Origin of the sequence: Neorhizobium tunisiense (assembly GCF_039631515.1) — a bacterium.
Classification (GTDB): domain Bacteria; phylum Pseudomonadota; class Alphaproteobacteria; order Rhizobiales; family Rhizobiaceae; genus Neorhizobium.
Window position 1 is genome coordinate 171,511 of record NZ_JBDIUU010000004.1, and the last position, 21,544, is coordinate 193,054.

Here is a 21,544-nt window from a genome sequence, read left to right on the forward strand (position 1 = left end):
AGTGGAGGCCCCCTCATCCGCTTGCCGGCACCTTCTCCCCGCTGGGGAGAAGAGGTATGCCGCGGCGTCTCAGTTCTTCCTCTCCCCAGCGGGGAGAAGGTGGCCGAGCAAAGCGGAGGCCGGGTGAGAGGGCCTCCTTCAGGTATTCATCGCACCACGAATAGCGCGTCGAGAGCCAGAACCCCGTCCCCCTCGCCATAGACAACGAGCGGGTTGATATCGACTTCGATGATCTCGGGCGTCGAGCGCATGAGCCCGCCGAGCTTCACGACCACGTCTGCAATCGCTTCGGCATCGCGTGCCGGCTGGCCACGGAAGGCCCCAAGCAGCTTCGATGCCTTCAGCTTGTGGATTTCGGTGATTGCCCGCTCGCGGCTGATATCGGCCGGCAGCAGGCGGGCGTCCGCCAGCGCCTCGATCCAGACGCCACCGAGACCGACGAGCACGATCGGACCCCATTGCGGATCGCGCTTGGCGCCCACCACCATTTCGAGGCCTGGGCGAGCCATGCCTTCGATCAGCACGCCATCGAGTTTCAGGCCCGGCTTGTGCGTGGCGATGCTGGCATACATCTTCTCATGAGCGGCGCGCAGCGCCGCCTCGTCGGCGATGTTGACGATCACGCCGCCGACATCGCTCTTGTGAGCCAGTTCGGCCGCCTGCGCCTTCATCACCACCGGATAACCGATCTCGGCAGCGATCTTTACCGCTTCATCGGCGGATTTCGCCAAAGCGCCCTTGGGGATCTGGATGCCGAGTTCGGAAAGAACCCGCTTGCCTTCGTATTCGACGACAAGGCCGGAGGCTGGTACCTGCTTCATCCGTTCGCCTTCCGGCGCCCGATCCCGAGTGGCAGCAAGCGCGGCGGCATAGTTCATAACCACCGCCATGGCGCGCAATGCGCGTTCCGGGGAGCGGAAGAACGGGATACCGCTGTCGCGTACCGCCTTCATGAAGGTCGGATCCAGCGGATAATCGTCGCCGATGATGTTGAGGATCACGGGCTTCTCGGCGGTCGCAGCGACCGGAATGATCGCGTCCGACTTCTTGATCTGCATCGGCGGCGAACCGCCGGCATGCGACAGGAAGACGATACCGACGCTCGGGTCCTTCAGCATGGAAGCCGTAGAGGTGCCGAAGATGCCGGGATTGGAAAAACCCGTGGTGCCGATGTCGAACGGGTTGTCGACATGGACGTAAGGCGGCACCTGCGTGGCGAGCTCAGCATGTACCTCTTCCGACAGCGTCGCAATCGGCAGGCCGACGCGTTCGCAGAAATCGAAGCAGAGGCCACGGATGGCGCCGGAATTGGTGACGATGCCCGCCTCGCCCGGTGGCGGCGACGGATAGCGCGCCAGGATCGTGGTGACGTCGAACAGTTCGTCGGTCGTCTCGACCAGCGCGACGGCCTCGTTACGCACGGCCGTTTGCATCAGCGCATGGTCGCCGGCGAGCGCGCCGGTATGCGACTGCGCCGCCTGCTTGCCGCGCTCGCTCGAGCCCGGATGCAGCATGACGATCGGCTTGCCGAGTTCGCGGGCGCGCCGTGCGACGGCGAGAAACTTTTGGGGGTTCTTGACCTGTTCGACATAGACCGCGACAACCGCGTTGTCCTTATCCTCGATCAGCCAGGCGATCAGGTCTTCAGCCGCGAGCACCGCTTCGTTACCGGTGGCGATGACATAGGAGACCGCAATTTCGCGGGAATGCATGGCGAAGCGGATGTTGGCGGCCGTCGCACCACTCTGGGCTACGATCGCGACGCGGGCGCGCTCGCCGACACCGCGCAGATCGACCGGCTCGAAGGTTAGCGGAATGCCGTCGACATAATTGGTATAGCCCATGCAGTTGGGGCCGAGCATGGCCATGCCCGCCTTGCGGCAGATCTCGGCAAGTTCGTCCTGCTGTCTGCGACCGTCTTCGCCGGCTTCGGCAAAGCCGGACGAGTAGACGACGACGCCCGCGACTTCGCGCTCGACGCAGGCAAGAACCGAGTCCTTGATCGCCACCTGAGGCACGATGAGGATCACCACGTCGACGCCCTTGGGCAGGTCGCCGATGGTCTTCACGCAGGGGCGGCCATTGATCTCGTCGCGCGAACGGCTGACGAGATGCAGGTCGCCGGCATATTTGAAGAGTTCGAGATTGGCGAGCACGCCGCCACCGATCGAAGCGGGGTCCGGCGACGCGCCCACGATCGCGATGGATCGTGGGCGCAGCAGACGGTCAAGATCGAACGGCTTGGCCGGATCGAGCGTCTTGGGAGCGGTGGTCATCGAATCAGCCATGGGAGCCACTTCTTAGTCGCGACGGTAGGCACCGAGGCCCGGGCGGAAGGATTTCTCGTCCAGGAACTGACTCATGCCGGTATTACGGCCGTTTTCCGGGTCGCGGAGTTCCGTCTGGTCGGACTTCGCCATCAGGTATTCGCCGGCTTGTTCCCAGGTGAGGTCGCGGGTGAAGCGGCAGGCGGTCTTGGCCTGGCGCAGCACGAAGGGGTTCTTGCCGATCAGCGTCATGGCGAGCTTGCGGGTCTCGGCCTTCAGCTCGTCCGGCGAAACGGCCTTGTTGACCAGCTTCATGTCGGCAGCCTGCTGCCCGGTGAAGGTTTCCCCGGTCATGATGTAATACATCGCGTCGCGGAAGCTCATCGTCTCCAGCACCGATTTGGTGACGATACCCGCCGGGATGATGCCCCAGTTGATTTCAGAAAGGCCGAAGATGGCGTCTTCCGAGGCGATGGCCAGGTCGCAGCCGACCAGGAACTGGAAGGCCCCGCCAAAACACCAGCCGTTGACCATGGAGATGGTCGGTTTCGGGAAATACATCATCCGGCGCCACTGCCATGCGGCGTTCGCCCGGAACAGTCGTTCGCGCTGGATCGGCGGCACCTTGTCGGTGGCGCGGAAATATTCCTTCAAATCCATGCCGGCAGAGAAGGATTCGCCGGCGCCGGTGACGACCATCACCTTGCAGCGGTCGTCTTCTTCCAGCGCGTCCATGATCGCGTTCATTTCCCAGACGATGCCGGGGTTGATGGCGTTGCGCTGCTTCGGACGATTGAGCGTCACCCAGGCGATGCCCTCGTCGAAATCCACGGTAACATATTCGCCCCACTTGCCATTGTTCTGGCTGGGGGCAGCCGATTCGGTCTGGTTTTCCATAGCAATTCTCCCTACTGGGAAAATGGATATCAGGGACCCGAATATACGTCAAGCGGCTTTCAATCTCGGGCCTTGGGAAAAGAAAGCAGTTTGACGTCGTGCTGAACCGATGCTTAACCGCGACCAAGGAATGGCATTTCGACCGGCAGGATGATGCTCTCGTAAAGGTTCACGTCATCCGGCAGCGTTGCCATCAGCACGACGATCCGCGCCACGTCCAGAGGCATCATCGTTGCGGGGCGGACCTTGTCGGTGACGCCGGGAACCAGCGAGCTGACCGTCGAGCCCGGATGCACCATGGAGACCGCGATGCCGTGCTCGCGGCCATCGACGGCGAGCGAACGGGTGAGGCCCTCGAGCGCGAACTTGCTCGCCGTATAGGCGGCGGTGTGACCGCGCGGCACCTTGGACGACAGGCTGCCCATGTTGATGATCCGGCCGCGCTTCTGTTCCTGCATGATGACGAAGGCGGCGCGGCTGCAATAGAAGACCGAGTGCAGATTCGCCCCGATCACCTCGTGCCAGCGCTCGTTGGTAAGCTTTTCGACCGGCGTATGGTCGGCGATGCCGGCATTGTTGATCAGGATGTCGAGCCGGCCGTATTTCTGCTTCACGGTGGCGAACAGCTTTTCGACCTGTGCATCGTCGGTGACATCGGTCGGCACGACGAACGCCTGGCCGCCTTTGGCCGCGATCTCGGCCGCCAGCTTTTCAAGCTTGTCGGCGCTGCGGGCGGCAAGCACGGTGACGGCGCCCTCGGCGGCAATCGCCTTGGCGATGCCCCAGCCGATGCCCGAGCTGGCGCCGGTGACGATGGCAATACGGTCCTTGATCGAAATCATCTGAAATCCCTCCTCGAATTGATAGGTTAGACGCGCGAAATTCCCTCATAAAGCGCTTCGAGCCCACGCCGGTCGCTGACGCCGAGCTTGCGATAGGCGCGCTGCCGGTAGGTGACGATGCTCGAAAGCGCGAGCCCGACCTTTTCGGAAATCTCCCGATGGGTGCGGCCGAGGAGCAGGCCCGCGGACACTTCCGCCTCACGGCCCGAAAGCGCAAATCCCGCCTGCAGCAGCCGTCCGGCGATCTCCTGCTGTGGTGGATGCAATGGCGCCGTCTGCTGCCGGCCCTGCAGGCGCACATGCTTGACGACCATGGCCATCAGGAGCGGCGCGAAGGCTTCCAGCCGTTCGACCGCCGAGAGCGGAAACGGGCCGCTTTCGCGGGTGCGATAGAGGCTGGCGAAGATCCGAGGCTCCTCCGAGTGATAGATGGTCAGGCGTTCGAGCACATGGGCGCGCTCGTAACAGTCACGGCGGTATTCGGGGTCGCGGATACCGTTCCAGGCCTGGCGAATGACCTGCACCTTGGCAAGTCCAAGTCCGCCGTTCAGCATCTGGCGGGTCACCCGATCGCGTAACCAGTAACGGCGGGCGTAATCGAGCGAGGCGCGCTCGGCAAAACCCGGAATGGTCGAGTGATAACCGCAGGCGAAGAGATAGGTGAGCGACCCGTCTTCCTCGGCCTGGAAGGCGGAACAGAAATCGGTGCCGGCAATGCCGCGCAGGGTTTGCAGGAATGTTTCGGGGAAGCCGGGCTCGCCGACCTCGTCCATGAGGGCAGCCATGACGGTCACGTTGTCTCCATCAAGCGCAGGCATTGACGCCTCCAGGGTTGAGAACGAATCTGTGGCGGGCATGTCCACCTGCAAGGTGGACATGGGAGGGTCGGCAAAGGCCTACCATCACGGCCAATGCAACAAGCCTGGATATGGAGGAACCACCATGGTTGACGCACCGAAGCTTCGTAAGCTCTATCACTTTTCCTACCCCTGCCGCGATGGCGAAGAGACCCGCAAGTTCTACGAGGACCTGCTTGGCCTGCCGCTGGTCAACTGCATGACCGCCGACAAGGTGCCGTCGACGGGCGAAGAAAAGCCCTACGCGCATTTCTTTTTCGAGATGGGCGACGGCTCCTACATGGCCTTCTTCGATCTCGGCGAAAACGTGATGCCGCTCCCCTCGCCGAATACGCCGGACTGGGTCCAGCACTTCGCCATGGAAGTCGATTCCGTCGAGGAGGTCCTGAAGTTCAAGAAGCGGCTGCAGGACGCGGGCGTGAAGACGACCGACGTCATCGACCACGAGTTCATCAACTCGATCTACTTCTTCGACCCGAACGGCCTGCGGCTGGAAATCACTGCGCGCACCGAAGAGCCGGGTTATCTGGAACAGGCGGCTTCGGAGGCCCATGACGCCATGAAAGCGTGGATTCAGAAGAAGGCCGGCATGATCGCGAGGAAATCGGCTGCGGCTTGAGGTAGCCAATTGGGGACCGGACGAATGGCCGGTCCCTGATCCCACCATGAAGGCGGAAGATGAAATTGGAGCACCACCGTTCCGGAATGGACGGTGGTGCTTTTCATTGAAGCTCACGGTCAAACCTCCCGATGGTCCGGCGCTCGCTCCCGACGAGCTCCAGCTTGTCTTTCAAGCCAGCAACCCCTGCCGCCTGCTCCAGTCGATCACCCGGTCGATGCAGGCTTTTAAGAGCTCCGGCTGGCCGAGGTAATAGTGGGTCGCATGGGGGATCGTCATGTATTCCTTGTTTTCGGTCGCGAGTGCCGCCCGGATCGTCGGATTGTGCGTCGCCGGAACCGCCTCGTCGGCATTGTTCTCGATCTGCAGCACCGGCGAGCGCTTGATCAGCGCCGCGTTCATCGGGCCCTTGGCATTCGACAGGTCGTAGCTCCACTGCGAAAGCCAGGAGCGCAGGGTCGTGAAGCGGGCAAGCCCGACTGGACCGACGTTCACCGTGCGCGGATCGCCCATATAGCTCTTGCCGATCGGCCGGTCGTTCGGGTCGATCGTGCCGTCGAACCAGCGAACGTCACACATGGTGCGGTGGACGACGAAGGCACGTTCCTGTTCGAACGATCCGCGACGCTTGAGTTCCGCCAGCATGTCGAGCGCCCAATACGTGATCTTGCGGTTGCGGGCGATCTGGGCGGAGCGGAACCGCTGGATGAATTCCGCCGAATAGGGAGGCTGATGCGGGCAGTCCGGCGAATAGATGTCGAATTCCGGATCGCGGAGATCCGGGTTCAGCTCGTCGAGGACCGACGGGTCCAGCCATTCGGTCAGCGTTTCGGCCCGCGAAAGATGGGCGGCGATGAAGATCACGCCGTCGGCGGGCTTCAGTCTCGCTTCAACGAGATTGACCTCGTCGCCGGCCGGTGTGTGGGTGATCGTCGGGTTCTCCGCCTGCGCCTGGTAAAACAGCGACAGCGAGCCGCCGCCGGACCAGCCGACCAGCACCACCTTCTCGTAGCCCAGTTCGCCACGGGCATAGTCGAGCCATTTGCCAAGGTCGATCGCCACCTTTTCCATGATGAGGGCGGTGTCGTTCTTCGGGTAGCGGCTGGCGGCGCACAGCACGTGCAGACCGGCATCGGCAAGCGCGGTGGGCATCGGCAGGAGCTGCAGCGTCGAGGTCGGGTGCATGAAGACGTAGACCGTTTTCGACGGCGCGTGGCCGCCGCGCAGAAGCTGGCCCTCCAGGTTAACCTTGCCGGAATTGCCGGCAAAGCCGTAGGTCTCGGTATATTTCGCGGTCTCCGGAAAGGAGACGATCAGCGGGATCCGCTGCCATTCCGCCTTGGTGGTCATGCTGTCCTACCCATTATGCTTCGCCCGCTCGGCCGGCAGAACCGGCGAACGGGTTTTCGGGATTGAGCTGCGAATGTGTCCTTAGGCAACCGCTTCCGGCGACCTGGTTCCCGCCACGACCGGCACCGAGGTGGCGTCGTAGGTGAACAGCCATTCGTAGCGCTGGTTGACCTTGTCTTCCTGCCATTCGGCATTGACGTAATCCTCGGCGAGCTTCGGATCCTTCAATGCGGCGTTGTGGAAGCGGCTGAGATTACCTTCTGCACCGCGAACGATCTTGCCGGTGCGCTCGACGCGGGCCGCCTCGTAACCGGCAAAAGCCGCTTCGTAATTGCCGTTGTTCTCGGCAAGCGCGCGGGCGAGCACGAACCCGTCCTCGATCGCCATGACCGCGCCCTGGGCGAGGAAGGGCAATGTCGGATGGCAGGCGTCTCCGAGCAGCGTCACGCGGCCACGGGTCCAGTCGTCCATCGGCGGCCGCAGCATCAGCGCCCATTTGTAAGGAACGTCGATCGCCTTGATCAGCGTATGAATGTCCTCGTGCCAGCCTTCGTAGTCGGCAAGGCATTCTTCCGTCGTGCCGGCGACCGACCAGGATTCCACCTGCCAGTTCGAGCGCTCGACCACCGAGACGTAATTCATCAGCTTGCCGCCGCGCAGCAGATACTGGATGACATGGCCGCCGGGGCCGATCCAGTTGGTACCGACGGGCCGCAGCATGCGTTCCGGCAGCCGCTCGACCGGGATAACGCCGCGCCAGGCGACGATACCGGTAAATTTCGGATCGTCGCGGCCGAACAGCGTTTCGCGGATCTTCGAATGCACGCCGTCGGCGCCGACCACGATGTCGGACGTTGCGGTGGTGCCGTCGGCGAAAGTGATCGTCGCCCCCTTGTCGTCCTGGGCTATCCCGACGCATTTCTTGGACAGCTTGATCGCATCGGGCTTGATGCGGCGCACGCCGGCTGCCAGCGTCTGGTGCAGGTCGTTGCGGTGGATGGTGATGTAGGGAAAGCCGTAGCGCTCGATGGAAAGCGGACCGAGGTCGAACAGTTTCCATGTCTGTCCAGTGCTCCAGAGACGAATCTCCTTGCCCTGCGCCTGGGAGGCGATCGACATGATGTCTTCTTCGAGCCCGAGCGAAAACAGGATTCGCGTTCCGTTGGCGCTGACCTGAACGCCGGCGCCGACTTCTTTCAGCTCCACCGCCTGTTCGTACACGTCGACGTCAAACCCCTGGCGGAGCAGCGACAATGCCGCCGTAAGCCCGCCAATCCCTCCTCCCACAACAGAAATCTTCATTTTGTTATCCTTTGAAATCCTGACGACAATCTCTCCCGACGCGCATGCGCCTGTCAACTATTTTTGATAAAGTATAATTGACTTTGTTCAAAACCAATTTCATATCTGCCCGTACGAGCTTTCGGACAAGCCCTTGGGAGACGGCTGCTGCAATTGCGAGTCCCAATCCACACATCAAAAACAGGAAAGGATGTCACCAAATTACACCTGTGATATCTGGTTTCCTGATATAAATGCGATAGGATCGAAAACACCGGGCGGCTGTGGTATCTGATCGACACGGGAGACTGCGGAATTCGATTGACTGACAAGAAGAATACTCTTGTATATAGTCAAATCTGGTTGCCTATAGACGAATTCAGGGCTGCGAATTCGAGGCGCGGCCCGAGGAGCATGCATAATGACGGCCTGGCCGGCGCCCAAGGGGAGTCAGACCGTTTCACACAGTCGGGTTTTCAGGGAGGAAACCATGGTAATCAAAAGTCCGCAGGATTTCGGCGCGGGCATCTTGTTCATCCTTTTCGGTGCGATCGGCCTCTATGTCGGTTCGGACCTCACCTTCGGTTCCGCCCGCAATATGGGCCCTGGCTATTTCCCGATGATCATTTGCGGCCTGATCGCACTGATCGGGCTGATCGTCACGGTAAAGTCGCTGGCGATCGAAGGTCCCGCCATCGAACGCATCCAGCTCCGCCCGATCGTCTTCATCCTGCTGGCGATTGCCGCCTTCGGCATCCTGATCGCTGAAATCGGCGCGGTGATCTCCTCGATCCTGTTGATCATGTTCGCTGCCTATGCACGGCGCGACGTCAAACCTGTCGAGACCGTCGTCTTCGCGGTCACCACGGCGGCGTTCGTCGTTATCATCTTCGTATACGCGCTTGGGCAGCCAATGCCCGTCTGGTGGGGCAGGTAATCCATGGAAGTCTTTGAACACCTCGCAACCGGCTTCATGGCTGCAGGCTCGCTCGAGAACCTGATGTTCTGTCTGATCGGCGTCGTGCTCGGCACGCTGATCGGCGTTCTTCCCGGCATCGGACCCATTCCCGCGCTGGCGATCCTGCTGCCGATCACGTTCGGGCTCGATCCGCTTTCGTCGCTGATCATGCTGGCCGGCATCTATTACGGGGCACAATATGGCGGCTCCACCACCTCGATCCTGGTCAACATGCCGGGTGAAGCCTCCTCGGTCGTAACCTGTATCGAGGGACATCAGATGGCCCGGAAGGGCCGCGCGGGTGCGGCACTCGCGATCGCCGCTCTCGGCTCGTTCTTCGCCGGCACGATCGGCACCGTCTTCATCGCCGCCTTCGGTCCACCGCTCGCCTCGATCGCCCAGCAGTTCAATTCGCCGGATTATTTCGCGTTGATGCTGCTCGGTCTCACCATGGCGATCGTTCTGGCGCACGGTTCGGTCCTGAAGGCCGTTGCCATGGTCTTGATCGGCCTGCTGCTCGGCCTCGTCGGCACCGACATCAACACGGGTCTTACCCGCTATACCTTCGGCCTTTCGGGTCTGTGGGAAGGCATCGACTTCCTGCCGCTGGTTCTCGGCCTCTTCGGCATCGTGGAAATCATCCGCAACCTCGAGAATCCGCCGCCGCCACGCGAAGCGATCAGCACCCGCATGCACGACATGTGGCCGACCAAGAAGGAATTCAAGGAAGCCTATCCGGCCGCCCTTCGCGGCACGGGCCTCGGCTCGCTCCTTGGCATCCTGCCGGGCGGCGGCGCGGTTCTTGCCTCCTTCGCCAGCTATACGCTCGAAAAGAAGATCTCGAAGAACCCGCGCAAGTTCGGCACCGGCGCGGTCGAAGGCGTCGCGGGTCCGGAAGCGGCCAACAACGCTGCCGCCCAGACCTCGTTCATCCCGCTCCTGACGCTCGGCATTCCTTCGAACCCGATCATGGCGATCATGATGGGCGCGATGATCATCCAGGGCATCCAGCCGGGTGCGGCCGTCATGACCACCCGGCCGGACCTCTTCTGGGGCATGGTCGCCTCGATGTGGATCGGCAACCTCATGCTCGTCGTCATCAACCTGCCGATGATCGGCATCTGGGTGAAACTGCTGTCGGTCCCCTACCGCCTGCTCTATCCGGCGATCCTGCTGTTTTGCGCGATCGGTGTCTACTCGACGAGCACCGAGCCGTTCATGATGGTTCTGATGATCGTCTTTACGCTCTTCGGCTACGTCCTCTTCAAGCTCGGCTGCGAGCCTGCGCCGATGGTGCTCGGCTTCATTCTCGGTCCGCTGATGGAGGAAAACCTGCGCCGTTCGTTGGTCATCTCGCGCGGCGATCCGATGATCTTCATCAATCGGCCGATCTCGGCCACGCTTCTGGTGGCGACGCTCCTGATGCTTTGCCTGATCATCTTCCCGCAGTTCCGCAAGACCCGCGAGGAGGCGTTCCAGGAGGAATAACAGACAATTCCCAACAGTTTTTTGGAGGAGGAGCCAATGACTGAACAACATCCGAAACTGACGAGACGCACCCTGATTGCGGCGGCCACCATGGCCGCCGTTCTCCCGGGTGTCTCGTTCGCACAATCCAGCTATCCCAACACGACGATCACCTTCGTATGTGCCTTTCCGGCCGGCAGCGGCGCCGACGTTCTGGTCCGCTTCTTTTCCGAAAAGGTGGCGACTGTTTCCAAGCAGACGGTGATCGTTGAGAACAAGCCGGGTGCCAACGGCAATATCGCTGCCGAATATGTCAGTCGCGCCAAGCCGGACGGCTACACGGTCTATGTCCATTCCGGCACCTCCACCGCCGCCAACATGTCACTGTTCAAGAAACCGTCGATCGACGTCACCAAGGCGCTGCGCGGCGTTCAGTTCATCAACAAGCAGCCCTTCATGATCGCGGTCGCGGCGGACAGCCCGATCAAGGACATGAAGCAGCTCACCGAGCATCTGAAGGCAAAGGCCGGCGATGCCACCTACGGCTCGACCGCGACCTCGGGCAAGGTTCTCGCCGAAGTCTACCTACAGCTGGCGGGCGTCTCGGCGACCGAGGTCTCCTACAAGACCGGTCCTGATTCACTGAACGACATCACCAGCGGCCAGCTCGATTTCGCGGCGCTCGATCCGGTCTTCGCGCTCAGCCAGCAACGCGAGGGTCGCCTGCGGCTGCTTGCGGTCGGCTCGCCGCAGCGGATGAAATCGACGCCCGAGATTCCGGCCATCAAGGAATATGGCCTCAATGTCGACCAGCTTGGATGGTGGGGTGTGTTCGTGCCGGCCAAGACGGCGGACGAGGTCGTTCTGAAGCTGAACTCGCTGTTCCAGGAAGTGCTCGACAAGCCGGAAACGGAAGCCTTCCTGAACAAGTTCGGTGGGGACGTCTACAAGGGTACGCCGAAGGAGGTCGACGAGCTTCTTGCAAAGACCGTCGAGGAGTGGCGTGCCTACGTGGCGCTGGCGAAGATCCCGCAAAACTGAGGCTTGTTCAACGGGCTTCACGGGAACCTTTTATGGGAATGACTGGGGCGTTCAAGGGAGGAACTTGTGCCGATGACCACTGAAATCTCACGCAGAAAACTGATGATGGCGACCGCCGCGGCCGCGCTGGCACCCTATGGTGCGTTCGCGCAGGGTGCTTATCCGAACGGCCAGATCACATTCGTCTGCGCCTTCCCGGCCGGCTCCGGCGCCGACGTTCTGGTCCGTTTCTTTGCCGACAAGTTCGCCAAGGTCTCCGGCCAGACGGTGATCGTCGAAAACAAGCCGGGCGCCGCCGGTAACATCGCCGCCATGTACACCGCCCGCGCCAAGCCGGACGGATACACGATCTACGTTCATTCCGGCACCTCGACGGCGGCCAACATGTCGCTGTTCAAGGCGCCGCCGATCGATGTCGTCAAGGAACTGCAGACGACCTCCTTCATCAACAAGCAGGCCTTCATGTTCGTCGTGGCTTACGACAGCCCGATCAAGGACATGAAGGAACTGACCAAGGTGCTGAAGGAAAAGGGCAACAACGCCAGCTACGCAACGGCTGCCACGTCCGGCAAGGTTCTCGGTGAAATCTATAAGCAGGTCGCTGGCGTCGATCCGGTCGAAGTCTCGTTCAAGGATGCCAAGGATTCGCTCAACGACATGCTGAGCGGCTCTCTCGACTACGGCGTCCACGACCCGGTCTTCTCCCTGTCGCAGGCCAACGAGAAGCGTGTCCGGATCCTCGCGACCGGTTCGCCGATCCGGCTGAAGTCGCTGCCGAACATCCCGACCGCCAAGGAGCAGGGCTACGACATCGACCAGCTCGGCTGGTGGGGTTCCTTCGTTCCGAAGGCGACGCCGAAGCCGGTGGTCGACAAGATCAACGCGCTGTTCAACGAAGTCCTGGCTCAGCCTGATACCGTCGCCTTCCTCGCGAAATTCGGCGGCGACGTCTATGTCGGCACGCCGGACGAGGGTCAGGCGCTGCTCGCCAAGACCGTCGAGGAGTGGAAGACGTATGTGGCCATGGCCAAGATTCCGCAAAATTAATCAACCGATTCGAAAGACCCTCTCGCCATAGTGCGGCAGGTTCTTTCGCAGGGACCCTTACGAACCGCCATAGGAGATGAAAAGTGACAAAATGGCTTAAGAAGATCGCGCAAGCCACCGCCGCCATGGCGATGCTGGCGGTCGCACAGATTGCAACCGTTACGCCCGCCCAGGCCGCTTATCCGGACCAGACGATCACCTTCGTCTGCGCCTTCCCGGCAGGCTCCGGCGCCGACGTTCTCGTGCGCTATTTCGCAGACAAGGTGTCCAAGGTCGCCGGCGCCACGATCATTGTCGAAAACAAGCCCGGCGCACTCAGCAACATCGCCGCTGAATACACGTCGCGCTCCAAGCCGGACGGCTACACGATCTTCGTCCATTCCGGCAACTCCATCGCCGGCAACATGTGGATCATGAAGAAGCCGCCGATCGACGTCGGCAAGGACCTGATGACCATCGCGACCATCAACAAGCAGGCCTTCATGATCGCCGTCGCCAAGGACGCGCCCTACAAGGACCTGAAGGAACTGACGGCTGCCATGAAGACAAAGGGCGACGGTGGCTCCTACGCCGTCAACGCCACTTCGGGCAAGGTCATGGCCGAAGTCTACAAGCAGAAAGCCGGCCTCGAGACCGTTTCGGTCCAGTACAAGACCGCCGCCGACTCGCTTAACGACATTACCAGCGGCGCAATGGACTTCGGCTCCTACGATCCGGTCTTCGCCCTTGCCCAGCAACGCGAAGGCCGCTTCCGTCTTCTCGGCGTCGGCTCGCCGGAACGCATGAAGGGCGCTCCGAACATTCCGACCCTGAAGGAACAGGGCTTTGACGTCGACCAGCTCGGTTGGTGGGGTGCCATGGTTGCCAAGGGCACGCCGGAAGACATCACCACCAAGATCAACGGCTGGTTCAACACTGTTCTGCAGCAGCCGGAAACCCAGAAGTTCCTGGCCGACCAGGGCGGCGACCCCTACATCTCCACTCCGGCCGAAGCCCAGGCTCTGATGATCAAGACGATCGCGGAGTGGAAGGACTACGTGGCGATCGCCCAGATCCCGCAGCAGTAAGACCTGCTGAAGCAGATAAAAAAAGCCGGTGGAAACGCCGGCTTTTTTCGTTGCGGAGAACGGGAGAAAGACCTGCCAGTTTCCGGCAAACGGGCATTTCAGATGTCAATCGCGATAGCTCGGATCGATCCGGTCCAGCTTCCTCAGCATCGCCGGCCATTCCTTGAGCCCCGGCTTTGCCGGCGACATCTCGTACATGTGCGCGGTCAGTTCGGCGATCTTCTCTTCCGGGATCGAAAGGCCTTGCGGCTGGGCGGCCATGGCGGCGAGCTGGGCGCGGGCGGCCTTTTCCAGCCAGAAGGTCCACACGAACGCCTCGCCGACACTTTCGCCCGATGTCAGCGTGCCGTGGTTCTTGAGGATCATGTTCTTGTGCGGGCCGAGATCGTGGATCAGCCGTTCCTGCTCTTCCATGTTGAGGGCCAGGCCCTCGTAGCCGTGATAGCCGATGCGGTTGTAGAAGAACATCGAATGCTGGGAGAGCGGCAGCAGGCCGCAATCGAGCATGGAAAGCGCCATGCCTGCCTCGGTGTGCAGGTGCATGACGCAGCTGAGCTCGTGGCGGGCCTTGTGGACGGCGTGGTGAATGACGAAACCGGCGCCGTTCACCGGATAGTCCGACTTGCCGATGATCTTCGCCTCGTGGTCGATCTTGACGAGGTTGCTCGCCTTGATCTCGTCGAAGGCGAGCCCGAACGGGTTGATCAGGAAGTGGTTTTCCGTGCCCGGCACGCGGGCCGAGATATGCGTATAGATGAGGTCGTCCCAACCGTAGAGTGCTGCGAGACGATAGGCGGCGGCGAGATCTACGCGGACGGCCCATTCCTCGTCGGTGACCGAGGCCCGGTCGAATTCGGTGATGACTTCCTGCTCGTCGTCCTGTCCTGCCAGTCCGATGACGTGACGTTGAAATGCCATGTGACTTCCTCCCTAGAGTTCAAAGGCCCAGATCGGGATCGGGACCACCGGCGTCGGAAGCGGCGTTCCCTTGAAAAACGCCTCTACATTTTCGACCAGCAAAAGGGCCATGGCGAGGCGCGTTTCCGTGGTGGCGCTGCCCTGGTGCGGCGTCATGATGACATTCGGCATCCACAGCAGCTTTTCGGAAACCCTCGGTTCGTTGGCAAATACGTCCAGTGCCGCAAAGCCGAGCTTGCCGGTTTTCAGTGCCTCCACCAGCGCCGCCTCGTCGACGATCGAGCCGCGCGAGACATTGATCAGCGTGCCCTGAGGCCCCAGCGCCTCCAGCACTTCGCGGTTGACGATCTTCCTGGTGTCGTCGCCGCCGCGGCTGGCGACGACGAGGAAATCGCTCTCCTTCGCCATCGCGACGAGATCCGGCATATAGGTATAGGGGACAGGTTTCTGCCGCGGACCATGATAGGAAACGCGCATGCGGAAAGCAGCGGCCCGTTCTGCAATCGCCGCGCCGATATTGCCGAGCCCGACAATGCCGATCGCCTTGTTCTTGAGCGATCGGCCGAGCGGCACTTTTGCAGCGATCGACGTCCATCGGCCGTCGCGGATATATTGGGTCTGGGACACGATATTGCGGGCGGAAGCCAGCATCAGCGCCATGGCGAGATCAGCGACGTCATCCGTCAGCAGGCCCGGGGTATTGGAAACGCCGATGCCGCGTGCCTTGACGGTCGGCATGTGGATCGAGTCGATGCCGATGCCATAACAGGCGACCAGCTTCAGGTCCGGGAATTTTGCAAGGACATCCGCATTGGCGCCGACACCGGGATCGGTGACCAGTACCTGCACGCCCTGCATTTCACTGCCGGCAACCACGTCCGCGACCGACATCCGCCGCCCGCCCATGCCTTCGAGCGTCGATACCACCGAAGCCGGCAGGACCGCCGTCAGCACGACGATACGCAGGGTTTTCTGATCTGACGTCACGGAATCGATGCCCTCCCCGGATCGAAATCTTGGAGCCGACTTTATACGGCTCCCTGCCATGACGATAGGTCTTTTCGTTGATGTCGAACGGAATTCATCATCGACGGATTACCCGTAAATAAACTTCCAGGGGCTCACTTCGCTTTCGAGCGACAGCGGGACCTCGATCAGCCACGGGCCGCCGCGGACGATGGCTGCCTCAATTGCGGTGCGGAGATCCTCCGGCGCACTGACCTGAGCGAAATCCACATGGAAGGCGGCGGCGAGCTTGTCGAAATTCGGGTTTTTCAGCTCCGAACCGATCAGCCTTCCGCCAAATGCCTGCTGCTGGTCGCGCTTCACGTTGCCGAAGGCGGAATTGTTGAAGACGACGGTGATCACGTCGATGCCGTATTGGGCGGCGGTCGCCAGTTCCTGGGCGGCGAACATGAAGCCGCCATCGCCCGATATCGAAACGACCGGCACGTCCGGCCGGGCAATCTTGACGCCGAGCGCGGTCGGAAACCCGAAGCCGAGCGTGCCCTGAAAGCCGGTCGAAATGAACGTACGCGGCTCGTAGACCGGATAGCAGTACCAGGAAGCGAAGCCGGACTGGCAGACCTCCTCGATAAGGATGCCGTCATCCGGAAGAGCTGCACGGATCGCCTGCAGGTATCCGTAATGCGGCGAGATTTCCTGGATGGCTTGCGCCGTTTCCGCCCGCGCCTTTCGGATCGCTTCCCGCCAGTCGTTCGAAGGCGTCCGCGGCTTGATCTCGTTGAGTAGGGCAATAAGCGAGGTCTTTGCCCGGCCAAGCACGCCGAGTGCCTCCGGCGTGCGGGTCAGTTCCTCCGCGTCGATCTCCAGCCGGATCACCGGCACGTCCGGCCTCGGTTTCCAACGCCAGCTCGGAACTTCGAGCCGGCTGCCGATGCCGATGACGCAATCGACCGTCGTCCAGAGCTTTTGTGCTTCAGCGATGGTGAGGCCGAGTTCATGGCGATTGGAGACGACGCCGCGTCCGGAGCGGAAGGCGACGACCGGAGCGTGCAGCAGTTCGGCAAGCCGCAACACTTCGTCACCCGCCTCGAACGCGCCGGGGCCGACGAAGATCATCGGCCGCTCCGCCCTGCCGATCGCCGCTGCCGCCTCGCCGATCGCCACGTCCACCACCGGATCCGGATGAGCGTCCAGCGGCCGGGCAATCTCGAATTCACCCTCCGCCACGAACTGTTCCCAGGGCATTTCAACCGTCGCCGGGCCGGGCTTCAGCGAGCGCATCTCGCGAAACGCGTGGGCGATTGCGGTGGAAACATCCCCAGCCTTGTCGGCGCGTTCGGCGGATTTGGCGATGCCGGCGAGAACGGCGCGCTGGTCGCGCATCTCGTGCAGATGACCGCGGCCCTTGCCGAGAAAAGCGGTCGGTACCTGCCCGGTCAGGCACAGAACCGGCTCGTTGCAGCCCCAGGCAGTCAGAAGCGCCGCACCGGTATTGAGCACGCCCGGCCCCGGCACGACGGAATAGACGCCGGGCTTGCCCGAGGCGCGGGCATAACCGAACGCCATATAGGCGCAGGTCTGCTCGTGCCGCGGCGTGATCACCCGCATGTCGTCACGCTGAAATGCGTCGAACAGGCCGTAGAGCTGCGCACCCGGTATGCCGAAGACGGTATCCACATCGTGGGCGCGCAATGAAGCGACGATGGAATCGCCTCCGGTCATGGTCATGTCAGATTGCCTCTCTTGATTGATTGCGCGCCAATGGCCCCCTCACCCGGCCTCCGCTTCGCTCGGCCCCCCTCTCCCCGAGGGGAGAGGGGGAATAGCGACACTGCGGCATATCTCTTCTCCCCAACGGGGAGAAGGTGCCGGCAGGTGGATGAGGGGGCGGTACCCGCCTGACGCGGAATCTTAGATCACAAAGTCTTGCGCGGCGTCGGGTCCAGATTGAACAACTTTGCCGCATTCAGCCCCAGGATATTCCGCTTCGCCTGCTCGCTCAGGAACGGCAGGTCGTAGATTTCCTGCGGCAGGTCGAAATCGAAATGCGGCCAGTCGGACGCAAACAGGAGCTGGCTCTCGGCGTTGATCATCTCCAGTGTTAATTGCAGCGCCTTCATGTTCACCGTCTCCATCGGCTGGGTGGTGTACCAGCAGTTTTCCCGCATGTAGTCGCTCGGCAGCTTTTTCAGCTGCGGCGCCTCGGAAGGCCGCATCAGGTACTGGTCGTCGAGCCGCTGCATCAAAAAGGGGATCCAGGCAAGCCCGCTTTCCACCCAGATGCTCTTCAACTTCGGAAACCGTTCCGGAATGCCGTTCAATATCCAGTTGGTCATGTGCACCATGTTGCACCAGACGAAGCCGAGCGCATGCATGCCGAGGAAGCGGTTGATGGTCGAGAGCGACTGGTCCTGCCAGTGATAGGCGGCATGGAAGGCGATCGGCAGGTTGCGCTCCTCAAGCATCGCATAGACGCGCATGTAGTCGTTGTGGTGCACCGGCTTGTGGCGGGTTGAGGGCACGCAGAAGCCGATGACACCCGGCTGGTCGGCGAACTCTTCGATGGTACGTTCCGCTTCCTTGGGCACGTTGAACGGCAGATAGGCGAGCGTCTTCAGCCGGTCGTCCTTGGAGAGCACCTTGTCGATCAGCCAGCGGTTATAGGCGCGGCCGAGATAGACCTCCATTTCCGGCTGCGGATGCAGGCCGAGCGTCAGCATCGGCGTCGGGAAGAGCACCATATAGTCGACCCCGAGCGCGCTCATGGCCCGGCGCGAGAGGGTGACATCGCGATGCACGCCGTCATCGACCTTTTCGCGAATGCCGGCCTGGTGCGGAATACGACCGCCGACGTCCTGGTATTTGAGGCCCATGTCGCCGTTGAGGCCATAGGAAGCGGTGCCCATCTTCTCGTCGTGGAAGAGCATTGCCTGGTGGCGGATGACCGGATCCTCGATATATTGCACCAGCTCGTGCCAGGAAATCGTCTCGGTGTGGTGGGCGTCGACATCGCAGATCAACCAGTCCTCGAAACCGCGCTTCCTGGCTGCCTTGTTAGCATGCGCGAGGATGTCGCGCGTATCGGTAAAGACATCGATCTGTTGCACCGGCAATTCGCGGGCGCGATCCTTGTTGGAAATATCCATGTTCGCTCTCCTCAGGCGAAAGAGTGGATCTTTTATGCGCGGCTACAGTTCGTCCGGCCGGCGTCGGTACCAGAGCGCCAGTTCCATCGGCCCGAGATGCAGGGCGCGCAGGATTTCCGAGACCGCGGAGAGTGCCTCGGTGGCGGTCACCGTTTCGTCGCGGGTGCCGGTCAGCGGCCGGAACGTGCGTTCCTCACCGTCACTTTTGGCGACGTACAGTCGGATCGCCGCAGTCATCATCCGGGCGACTGCTTCATCCGAGACGCGCGACGCTTCGCCGTTCTCCAGCAATTCGGCCGTCGCCTTCTCGATCTCGGCGGTGGCGTCCTCGATCCAGCCATAGGGGTCGTTGCGCCCAAGGGGACTGCTGCGAAAAGTGGGTTCAGAGGACGACATAAATCTGCCCCTCCCGGATCGCCAGTTCGGCACGGTGCAGGCGGTATTTGGCCGGCCCGGCGTTGCGGCCGGTTTCCAGGTTGAATTCCCAGCCGTGCCACGGACAGGCGACGTGCATGTTCTCTTCATTATATTGAAGCGTCCGCACCTCCTGCCTTTCATCGACAGGCTCGATGACTTGCGGATAGATGCGACCCTGACAGATCGGCCCCTGCCGATGCGGACACATGTTGTGCCAGGCATGCAGCGCACCCTTCACCCGAAAAATGCCGATCTCCCGCTCCCCGCAGGCGACGACCTTGCGGCCGCCGTCGGCGATCTCATCCTCCGAACAAACCAGATATTCCGCCAAGGTCTCCTCCTTATCCTTCGCACCAATTTCAATATTCTTGAAATTATTCAGTTATATTGTATAAAGATGGATGAGGACGTCAAGCGGAGAGGTCATGGACGCGTCGGTCAAACGGAAAGCGGCGGGCAAGGGCCCGGAGATCAAGGGCGCCGGTATCCAGTCGCTTGAAAAAGGCCTCAAGGTGCTGACGGCGATCCAGCACACCGGCCGCGCCATGCGGCTGAATGATATCGCGGTTGCCGCCGGCATGACGCCGAGCATGACTCATGGTTACCTCGTCAGCCTGGTGCGCACCGGTTTCGTCGCTCAGGACCGGCTTTCCGGCCTTTACGATCTCGGCGATTCTGCGCTGCAGCTCGGCCTAGCCTCGCTCTCGCGTACCGATTTTCTCAGCCTTGCCCGCGCGGCGATCTCGCAGCTTGCCGCCGAGCTCGGCGAGACGGTGACGCTGGCGGTGTGGAACGGCGATGCGCCTGTCGTGGTCGACAAGATTGAAGGCCGGTCCGACAGTGTCTACGAAATCAAGGTCGGGTCGCTGGTGCGCCTGTGGCCGACTGCGACCGGCCGGGTCTTCATGGCCAACCTGCCGAATACCGAGTGGGAACATCACCTGCGCGCCATGATGTACAAGGATGGCGAAGGGGAAGCCGCGGCCGCGCGTTTCATAACCGAACTCGCGGATGTCCGCCGCGAAGGTTATGCCGCAACGCTTCCAGCCACGGTGCCTGACTTCTCCGCCGTTGCCGCTCCCGTCTTCGATCACCGCGCGCACCTGAAAGCGGTCATTACCGTGCTCGGCCGCCAGGATGGCTTCGATATTGCACCTTCCGGCGCGCCGCTGACCGCCACGCTACGCGCCGCCAGATCCCTGTCGATGCGGCTCGGTGCTTCAGGAAGTTGAGGGTTTCGTGCAACGCGACTTGTGCGGCTGCATTTTCTCCGCTACCCCGCTCATATAACCGTTTTGAAGAAGGTCGCCGCATCGTAATGGCTGAAGACATGAAGCCCGAAGAAGCAAGCACCAGCGACTGGGTGATGCAGCAACCCCGGGCAATCTACTTCCTGAACCAGGCGAATCACGCCGTGCGCAGCCGGCTGGAGGCGGCGCTGTCGGCACTGCAGATGACCGGTATTCAGTATACGGTCCTGAGCGTGATCGGCAGCCGCGACGGCCTTTCCTCGGCCGAACTCTCGCGTCGTTTCTTCGTGACGCCGCAGACGATGAACGAGCTGATCGGCGGGCTGCAACGCCGCAATCTCATCACTAGGAAGGAAGACCCGGCCAACCGCCGCATCCTGCGCATGAGCCTGACGACCGAAGGCAAGCGGATGATCAAGGCCTGCGATGCGGCCGCCGACGCTGTCGAACGGGAAGTGTTTTCGTTCCTGCCCCAGGAATGCTACCAGCAGCTGCGCGACCTTTGTCGGCTCGTCGCCCGCAATCTTCGCGAGCGCGACGAACCCTCCAAGGGCGATTGAGAAGGATCACCGCTGATCCTGGAAGCAGGCGGCCGGCGGGGTATCGATGCCGGCGTTCAAGACCAGTGCACCAAGCCGGCCGAACGTTGGCGGGGGCGATGTGGAACGTAACATCCATAGCTGACAATACATTGCCAACGATTGGCCCGACATAACCGGAAAGGGGGGCCGACGCCCTGCCCTGAGATCAAAGTGCCCGGCCGACGGCCCGGTCGTTTTCGAGGCGGGCGATGCAGCCGGCGAGCTTTGCCAGCAGAAGATCGAAATCGATCGGCTTTGTCAGATAGTCCGCCGCACCTGCCCGCAGACCCGTCAACACATTGTCCTTGTCGGTCAAGGCCGATAGCAGGATGAAGGGAATGTTGAAGAGCTCGGCGTGGTTCATCTGGATTTCTGCCAGGAGCTGATGACCGTCCATGACGGGCATCGAAATGTCGCAGATGACGATGTCCGGCCAGTACGACAGAATTGCCTCCAGCCCCTCCTGCCCGTTGGCGGCCTCCAGAGTTGCGAACCCGGCGTCCGTCAGTTCCTCAACGATGAGCTGACGGATATCCGCTTCGTCGTCGATGCATAATACGGTAATCATCCTGC

At 61.7% G+C, this 21,544-nt stretch carries 21 protein-coding genes; 8 read left to right on the plus strand and 13 right to left on the minus strand.

What is annotated here, in order from left to right; all coding sequences use genetic code 11:
* Window positions 1-146: 146 nt before the first annotated feature.
* From ABCW43_RS17120 to ABCW43_RS17135, 4 genes are all read right to left on the minus strand, one after another.
* Window positions 147-2,288: an acetate--CoA ligase family protein gene (locus tag ABCW43_RS17120; protein ID WP_345926555.1), complete on the minus strand. Its 2,142-nt coding sequence runs from the start codon at window positions 2,286-2,288 to the stop codon at window positions 147-149.
* A gap of 12 nt (window positions 2,289-2,300) precedes the next feature.
* Window positions 2,301-3,164, minus strand: coding sequence for a p-hydroxycinnamoyl CoA hydratase/lyase (locus tag ABCW43_RS17125; protein ID WP_345926557.1), 864 nt, complete (start codon window positions 3,162-3,164; stop codon window positions 2,301-2,303).
* Between the two features lie 113 nt (window positions 3,165-3,277).
* Entirely contained in the window at window positions 3,278-4,006 is a 729-nt protein-coding gene (locus ABCW43_RS17130) for an SDR family oxidoreductase (protein WP_345926559.1), read from the minus strand.
* Between the two features lie 26 nt (window positions 4,007-4,032).
* Window positions 4,033-4,824, minus strand: coding sequence for a helix-turn-helix transcriptional regulator (locus ABCW43_RS17135; protein ID WP_345926561.1), 792 nt, complete (start codon window positions 4,822-4,824; stop codon window positions 4,033-4,035).
* 124 nt (window positions 4,825-4,948) lie between these two features.
* Here ABCW43_RS17135 and ABCW43_RS17140 point away from each other — a divergent pair, with 124 nt between their 5' ends.
* Window positions 4,949-5,482 (plus strand): VOC family protein, encoded by a 534-nt coding sequence (locus tag ABCW43_RS17140; RefSeq protein ID WP_345926563.1) that lies wholly within the window; start codon window positions 4,949-4,951, stop codon window positions 5,480-5,482.
* Window positions 5,483-5,653: 171 nt separating this feature from the next.
* Here the strand turns inward: ABCW43_RS17140 and ABCW43_RS17145 are convergent, their stop codons facing one another.
* Together ABCW43_RS17145 and ABCW43_RS17150 are read right to left on the minus strand one after the other, a co-directional pair.
* Window positions 5,654-6,832, minus strand: coding sequence for an alpha/beta hydrolase family protein (locus ABCW43_RS17145; protein ID WP_345926565.1), 1,179 nt, complete (start codon window positions 6,830-6,832; stop codon window positions 5,654-5,656).
* 81 nt (window positions 6,833-6,913) lie between these two features.
* On the minus strand, window positions 6,914-8,134 hold the full coding sequence (locus tag ABCW43_RS17150) for an FAD-dependent monooxygenase (protein WP_345926567.1): 1,221 nt from the start codon (window positions 8,132-8,134) through the stop codon (window positions 6,914-6,916).
* Between the two features lie 469 nt (window positions 8,135-8,603).
* On the opposite strand from ABCW43_RS17150, the gene ABCW43_RS17155 reads away from it, so the two are divergent.
* The 5 genes from ABCW43_RS17155 to ABCW43_RS17175 all read left to right on the plus strand — a co-directional run bounded on the left by ABCW43_RS17155 (window position 8,604) and on the right by ABCW43_RS17175 (window position 13,693).
* Window positions 8,604-9,050 carry a tripartite tricarboxylate transporter TctB family protein gene (locus ABCW43_RS17155; RefSeq protein WP_345926569.1) on the plus strand — a complete coding sequence of 149 codons (447 nt, stop codon included), beginning with the start codon at window positions 8,604-8,606 and terminating at the stop codon, window positions 9,048-9,050.
* 3 nt (window positions 9,051-9,053) lie between these two features.
* Window positions 9,054-10,559, plus strand: coding sequence for a tripartite tricarboxylate transporter permease (locus ABCW43_RS17160; RefSeq protein WP_345926570.1), 1,506 nt, complete (start codon window positions 9,054-9,056; stop codon window positions 10,557-10,559).
* Between the two features lie 36 nt (window positions 10,560-10,595).
* Window positions 10,596-11,579, plus strand: coding sequence for a Bug family tripartite tricarboxylate transporter substrate binding protein (locus ABCW43_RS17165; protein ID WP_345926572.1), 984 nt, complete (start codon window positions 10,596-10,598; stop codon window positions 11,577-11,579).
* A 72-nt stretch (window positions 11,580-11,651) separates the two neighbouring features.
* A complete protein-coding gene (locus ABCW43_RS17170; protein WP_345926574.1) occupies window positions 11,652-12,626 on the plus strand; it encodes a Bug family tripartite tricarboxylate transporter substrate binding protein in 975 nt (324 codons plus the stop codon).
* 83 nt (window positions 12,627-12,709) lie between these two features.
* Window positions 12,710-13,693, plus strand: coding sequence for a Bug family tripartite tricarboxylate transporter substrate binding protein (locus ABCW43_RS17175; protein WP_345926576.1), 984 nt, complete (start codon window positions 12,710-12,712; stop codon window positions 13,691-13,693).
* A 105-nt stretch (window positions 13,694-13,798) separates the two neighbouring features.
* Here ABCW43_RS17175 and ABCW43_RS17180 read toward each other — a convergent pair whose 3' ends face one another.
* From ABCW43_RS17180 to ABCW43_RS17205, 6 genes are all read right to left on the minus strand, one after another.
* Window positions 13,799-14,611 (minus strand): class II aldolase/adducin family protein, encoded by an 813-nt coding sequence (locus ABCW43_RS17180; RefSeq protein WP_345926578.1) that lies wholly within the window; start codon window positions 14,609-14,611, stop codon window positions 13,799-13,801.
* A gap of 12 nt (window positions 14,612-14,623) precedes the next feature.
* Window positions 14,624-15,598, minus strand: a complete 975-nt coding sequence (locus ABCW43_RS17185) for a 2-hydroxyacid dehydrogenase (protein ID WP_345926580.1) — start codon at window positions 15,596-15,598, stop codon at window positions 14,624-14,626.
* Between the two features lie 108 nt (window positions 15,599-15,706).
* Complete coding sequence (locus ABCW43_RS17190; RefSeq protein WP_345926582.1) at window positions 15,707-17,305, minus strand: thiamine pyrophosphate-dependent enzyme; 1,599 nt, start codon at window positions 17,303-17,305, stop codon at window positions 15,707-15,709.
* A gap of 188 nt (window positions 17,306-17,493) precedes the next feature.
* A complete protein-coding gene (locus ABCW43_RS17195) occupies window positions 17,494-18,723 on the minus strand; it encodes an amidohydrolase family protein (RefSeq protein ID WP_345926584.1) in 1,230 nt (409 codons plus the stop codon).
* A 42-nt stretch (window positions 18,724-18,765) separates the two neighbouring features.
* Window positions 18,766-19,119 carry a hypothetical protein gene (locus tag ABCW43_RS17200; protein WP_345926586.1) on the minus strand — a complete coding sequence of 118 codons (354 nt, stop codon included), beginning with the start codon at window positions 19,117-19,119 and terminating at the stop codon, window positions 18,766-18,768.
* The gene (locus ABCW43_RS17205) at window positions 19,106-19,471 is read right to left on the minus strand and encodes a Rieske (2Fe-2S) protein (protein WP_037084914.1); all 366 of its coding nucleotides are present in this window, start codon (window positions 19,469-19,471) and stop codon (window positions 19,106-19,108) included. The genes ABCW43_RS17200 and ABCW43_RS17205 overlap by 14 nt, the downstream gene beginning before the upstream one ends.
* 94 nt (window positions 19,472-19,565) lie before the next feature.
* Between ABCW43_RS17205 and ABCW43_RS17210 the strand changes: the two genes are divergently transcribed.
* Both ABCW43_RS17210 and ABCW43_RS17215 read left to right on the plus strand, forming a co-directional pair.
* Complete coding sequence (locus ABCW43_RS17210; protein ID WP_345926590.1) at window positions 19,566-20,372, plus strand: IclR family transcriptional regulator; 807 nt, start codon at window positions 19,566-19,568, stop codon at window positions 20,370-20,372.
* Window positions 20,373-20,470: 98 nt separating this feature from the next.
* Window positions 20,471-20,950: a MarR family winged helix-turn-helix transcriptional regulator gene (locus ABCW43_RS17215; protein WP_345926592.1), complete on the plus strand. Its 480-nt coding sequence runs from the start codon at window positions 20,471-20,473 to the stop codon at window positions 20,948-20,950.
* A gap of 187 nt (window positions 20,951-21,137) precedes the next feature.
* Here the strand turns inward: ABCW43_RS17215 and ABCW43_RS17220 are convergent, their stop codons facing one another.
* A complete protein-coding gene (locus ABCW43_RS17220) occupies window positions 21,138-21,539 on the minus strand; it encodes a response regulator (protein ID WP_040123958.1) in 402 nt (133 codons plus the stop codon).
* Window positions 21,540-21,544 lie beyond the last annotated feature (5 nt).

Bases quoted from the DNA above. Each gene is read 5' to 3' on its own strand.
- ABCW43_RS17120 (WP_345926555.1), bottom strand. From the start codon at position 2,288: ATGGCTGATTCGATGACCACCGCTCCCAAGACGCTCGATCCGGCCAAG.
- ABCW43_RS17125 (WP_345926557.1), bottom strand. From the start codon at position 3,164: ATGGAAAACCAGACCGAATCGGCTGCCCCCAGCCAGAACAATGGCAAG.
- ABCW43_RS17130 (WP_345926559.1), bottom strand. From the start codon at position 4,006: ATGATTTCGATCAAGGACCGTATTGCCATCGTCACCGGCGCCAGCTCG.
- ABCW43_RS17135 (WP_345926561.1), bottom strand. From the start codon at position 4,824: ATGCCTGCGCTTGATGGAGACAACGTGACCGTCATGGCTGCCCTCATG.
- ABCW43_RS17140 (WP_345926563.1), top strand. From the start codon at position 4,949: ATGGTTGACGCACCGAAGCTTCGTAAGCTCTATCACTTTTCCTACCCC.
- ABCW43_RS17145 (WP_345926565.1), bottom strand. From the start codon at position 6,832: ATGACCACCAAGGCGGAATGGCAGCGGATCCCGCTGATCGTCTCCTTT.
- ABCW43_RS17150 (WP_345926567.1), bottom strand. From the start codon at position 8,134: ATGAAGATTTCTGTTGTGGGAGGAGGGATTGGCGGGCTTACGGCGGCA.
- ABCW43_RS17155 (WP_345926569.1), top strand. From the start codon at position 8,604: ATGGTAATCAAAAGTCCGCAGGATTTCGGCGCGGGCATCTTGTTCATC.
- ABCW43_RS17160 (WP_345926570.1), top strand. From the start codon at position 9,054: ATGGAAGTCTTTGAACACCTCGCAACCGGCTTCATGGCTGCAGGCTCG.
- ABCW43_RS17165 (WP_345926572.1), top strand. From the start codon at position 10,596: ATGACTGAACAACATCCGAAACTGACGAGACGCACCCTGATTGCGGCG.
- ABCW43_RS17170 (WP_345926574.1), top strand. From the start codon at position 11,652: ATGACCACTGAAATCTCACGCAGAAAACTGATGATGGCGACCGCCGCG.
- ABCW43_RS17180 (WP_345926578.1), bottom strand. From the start codon at position 14,611: ATGGCATTTCAACGTCACGTCATCGGACTGGCAGGACAGGACGACGAG.
- ABCW43_RS17190 (WP_345926582.1), bottom strand. From the start codon at position 17,305: ATGACCATGACCGGAGGCGATTCCATCGTCGCTTCATTGCGCGCCCAC.
- ABCW43_RS17195 (WP_345926584.1), bottom strand. From the start codon at position 18,723: ATGGATATTTCCAACAAGGATCGCGCCCGCGAATTGCCGGTGCAACAG.
- ABCW43_RS17200 (WP_345926586.1), bottom strand. From the start codon at position 19,119: ATGTCGTCCTCTGAACCCACTTTTCGCAGCAGTCCCCTTGGGCGCAAC.
- ABCW43_RS17210 (WP_345926590.1), top strand. From the start codon at position 19,566: ATGGACGCGTCGGTCAAACGGAAAGCGGCGGGCAAGGGCCCGGAGATC.
- ABCW43_RS17215 (WP_345926592.1), top strand. From the start codon at position 20,471: ATGAAGCCCGAAGAAGCAAGCACCAGCGACTGGGTGATGCAGCAACCC.
- ABCW43_RS17220 (WP_040123958.1), bottom strand. From the start codon at position 21,539: ATGATTACCGTATTATGCATCGACGACGAAGCGGATATCCGTCAGCTC.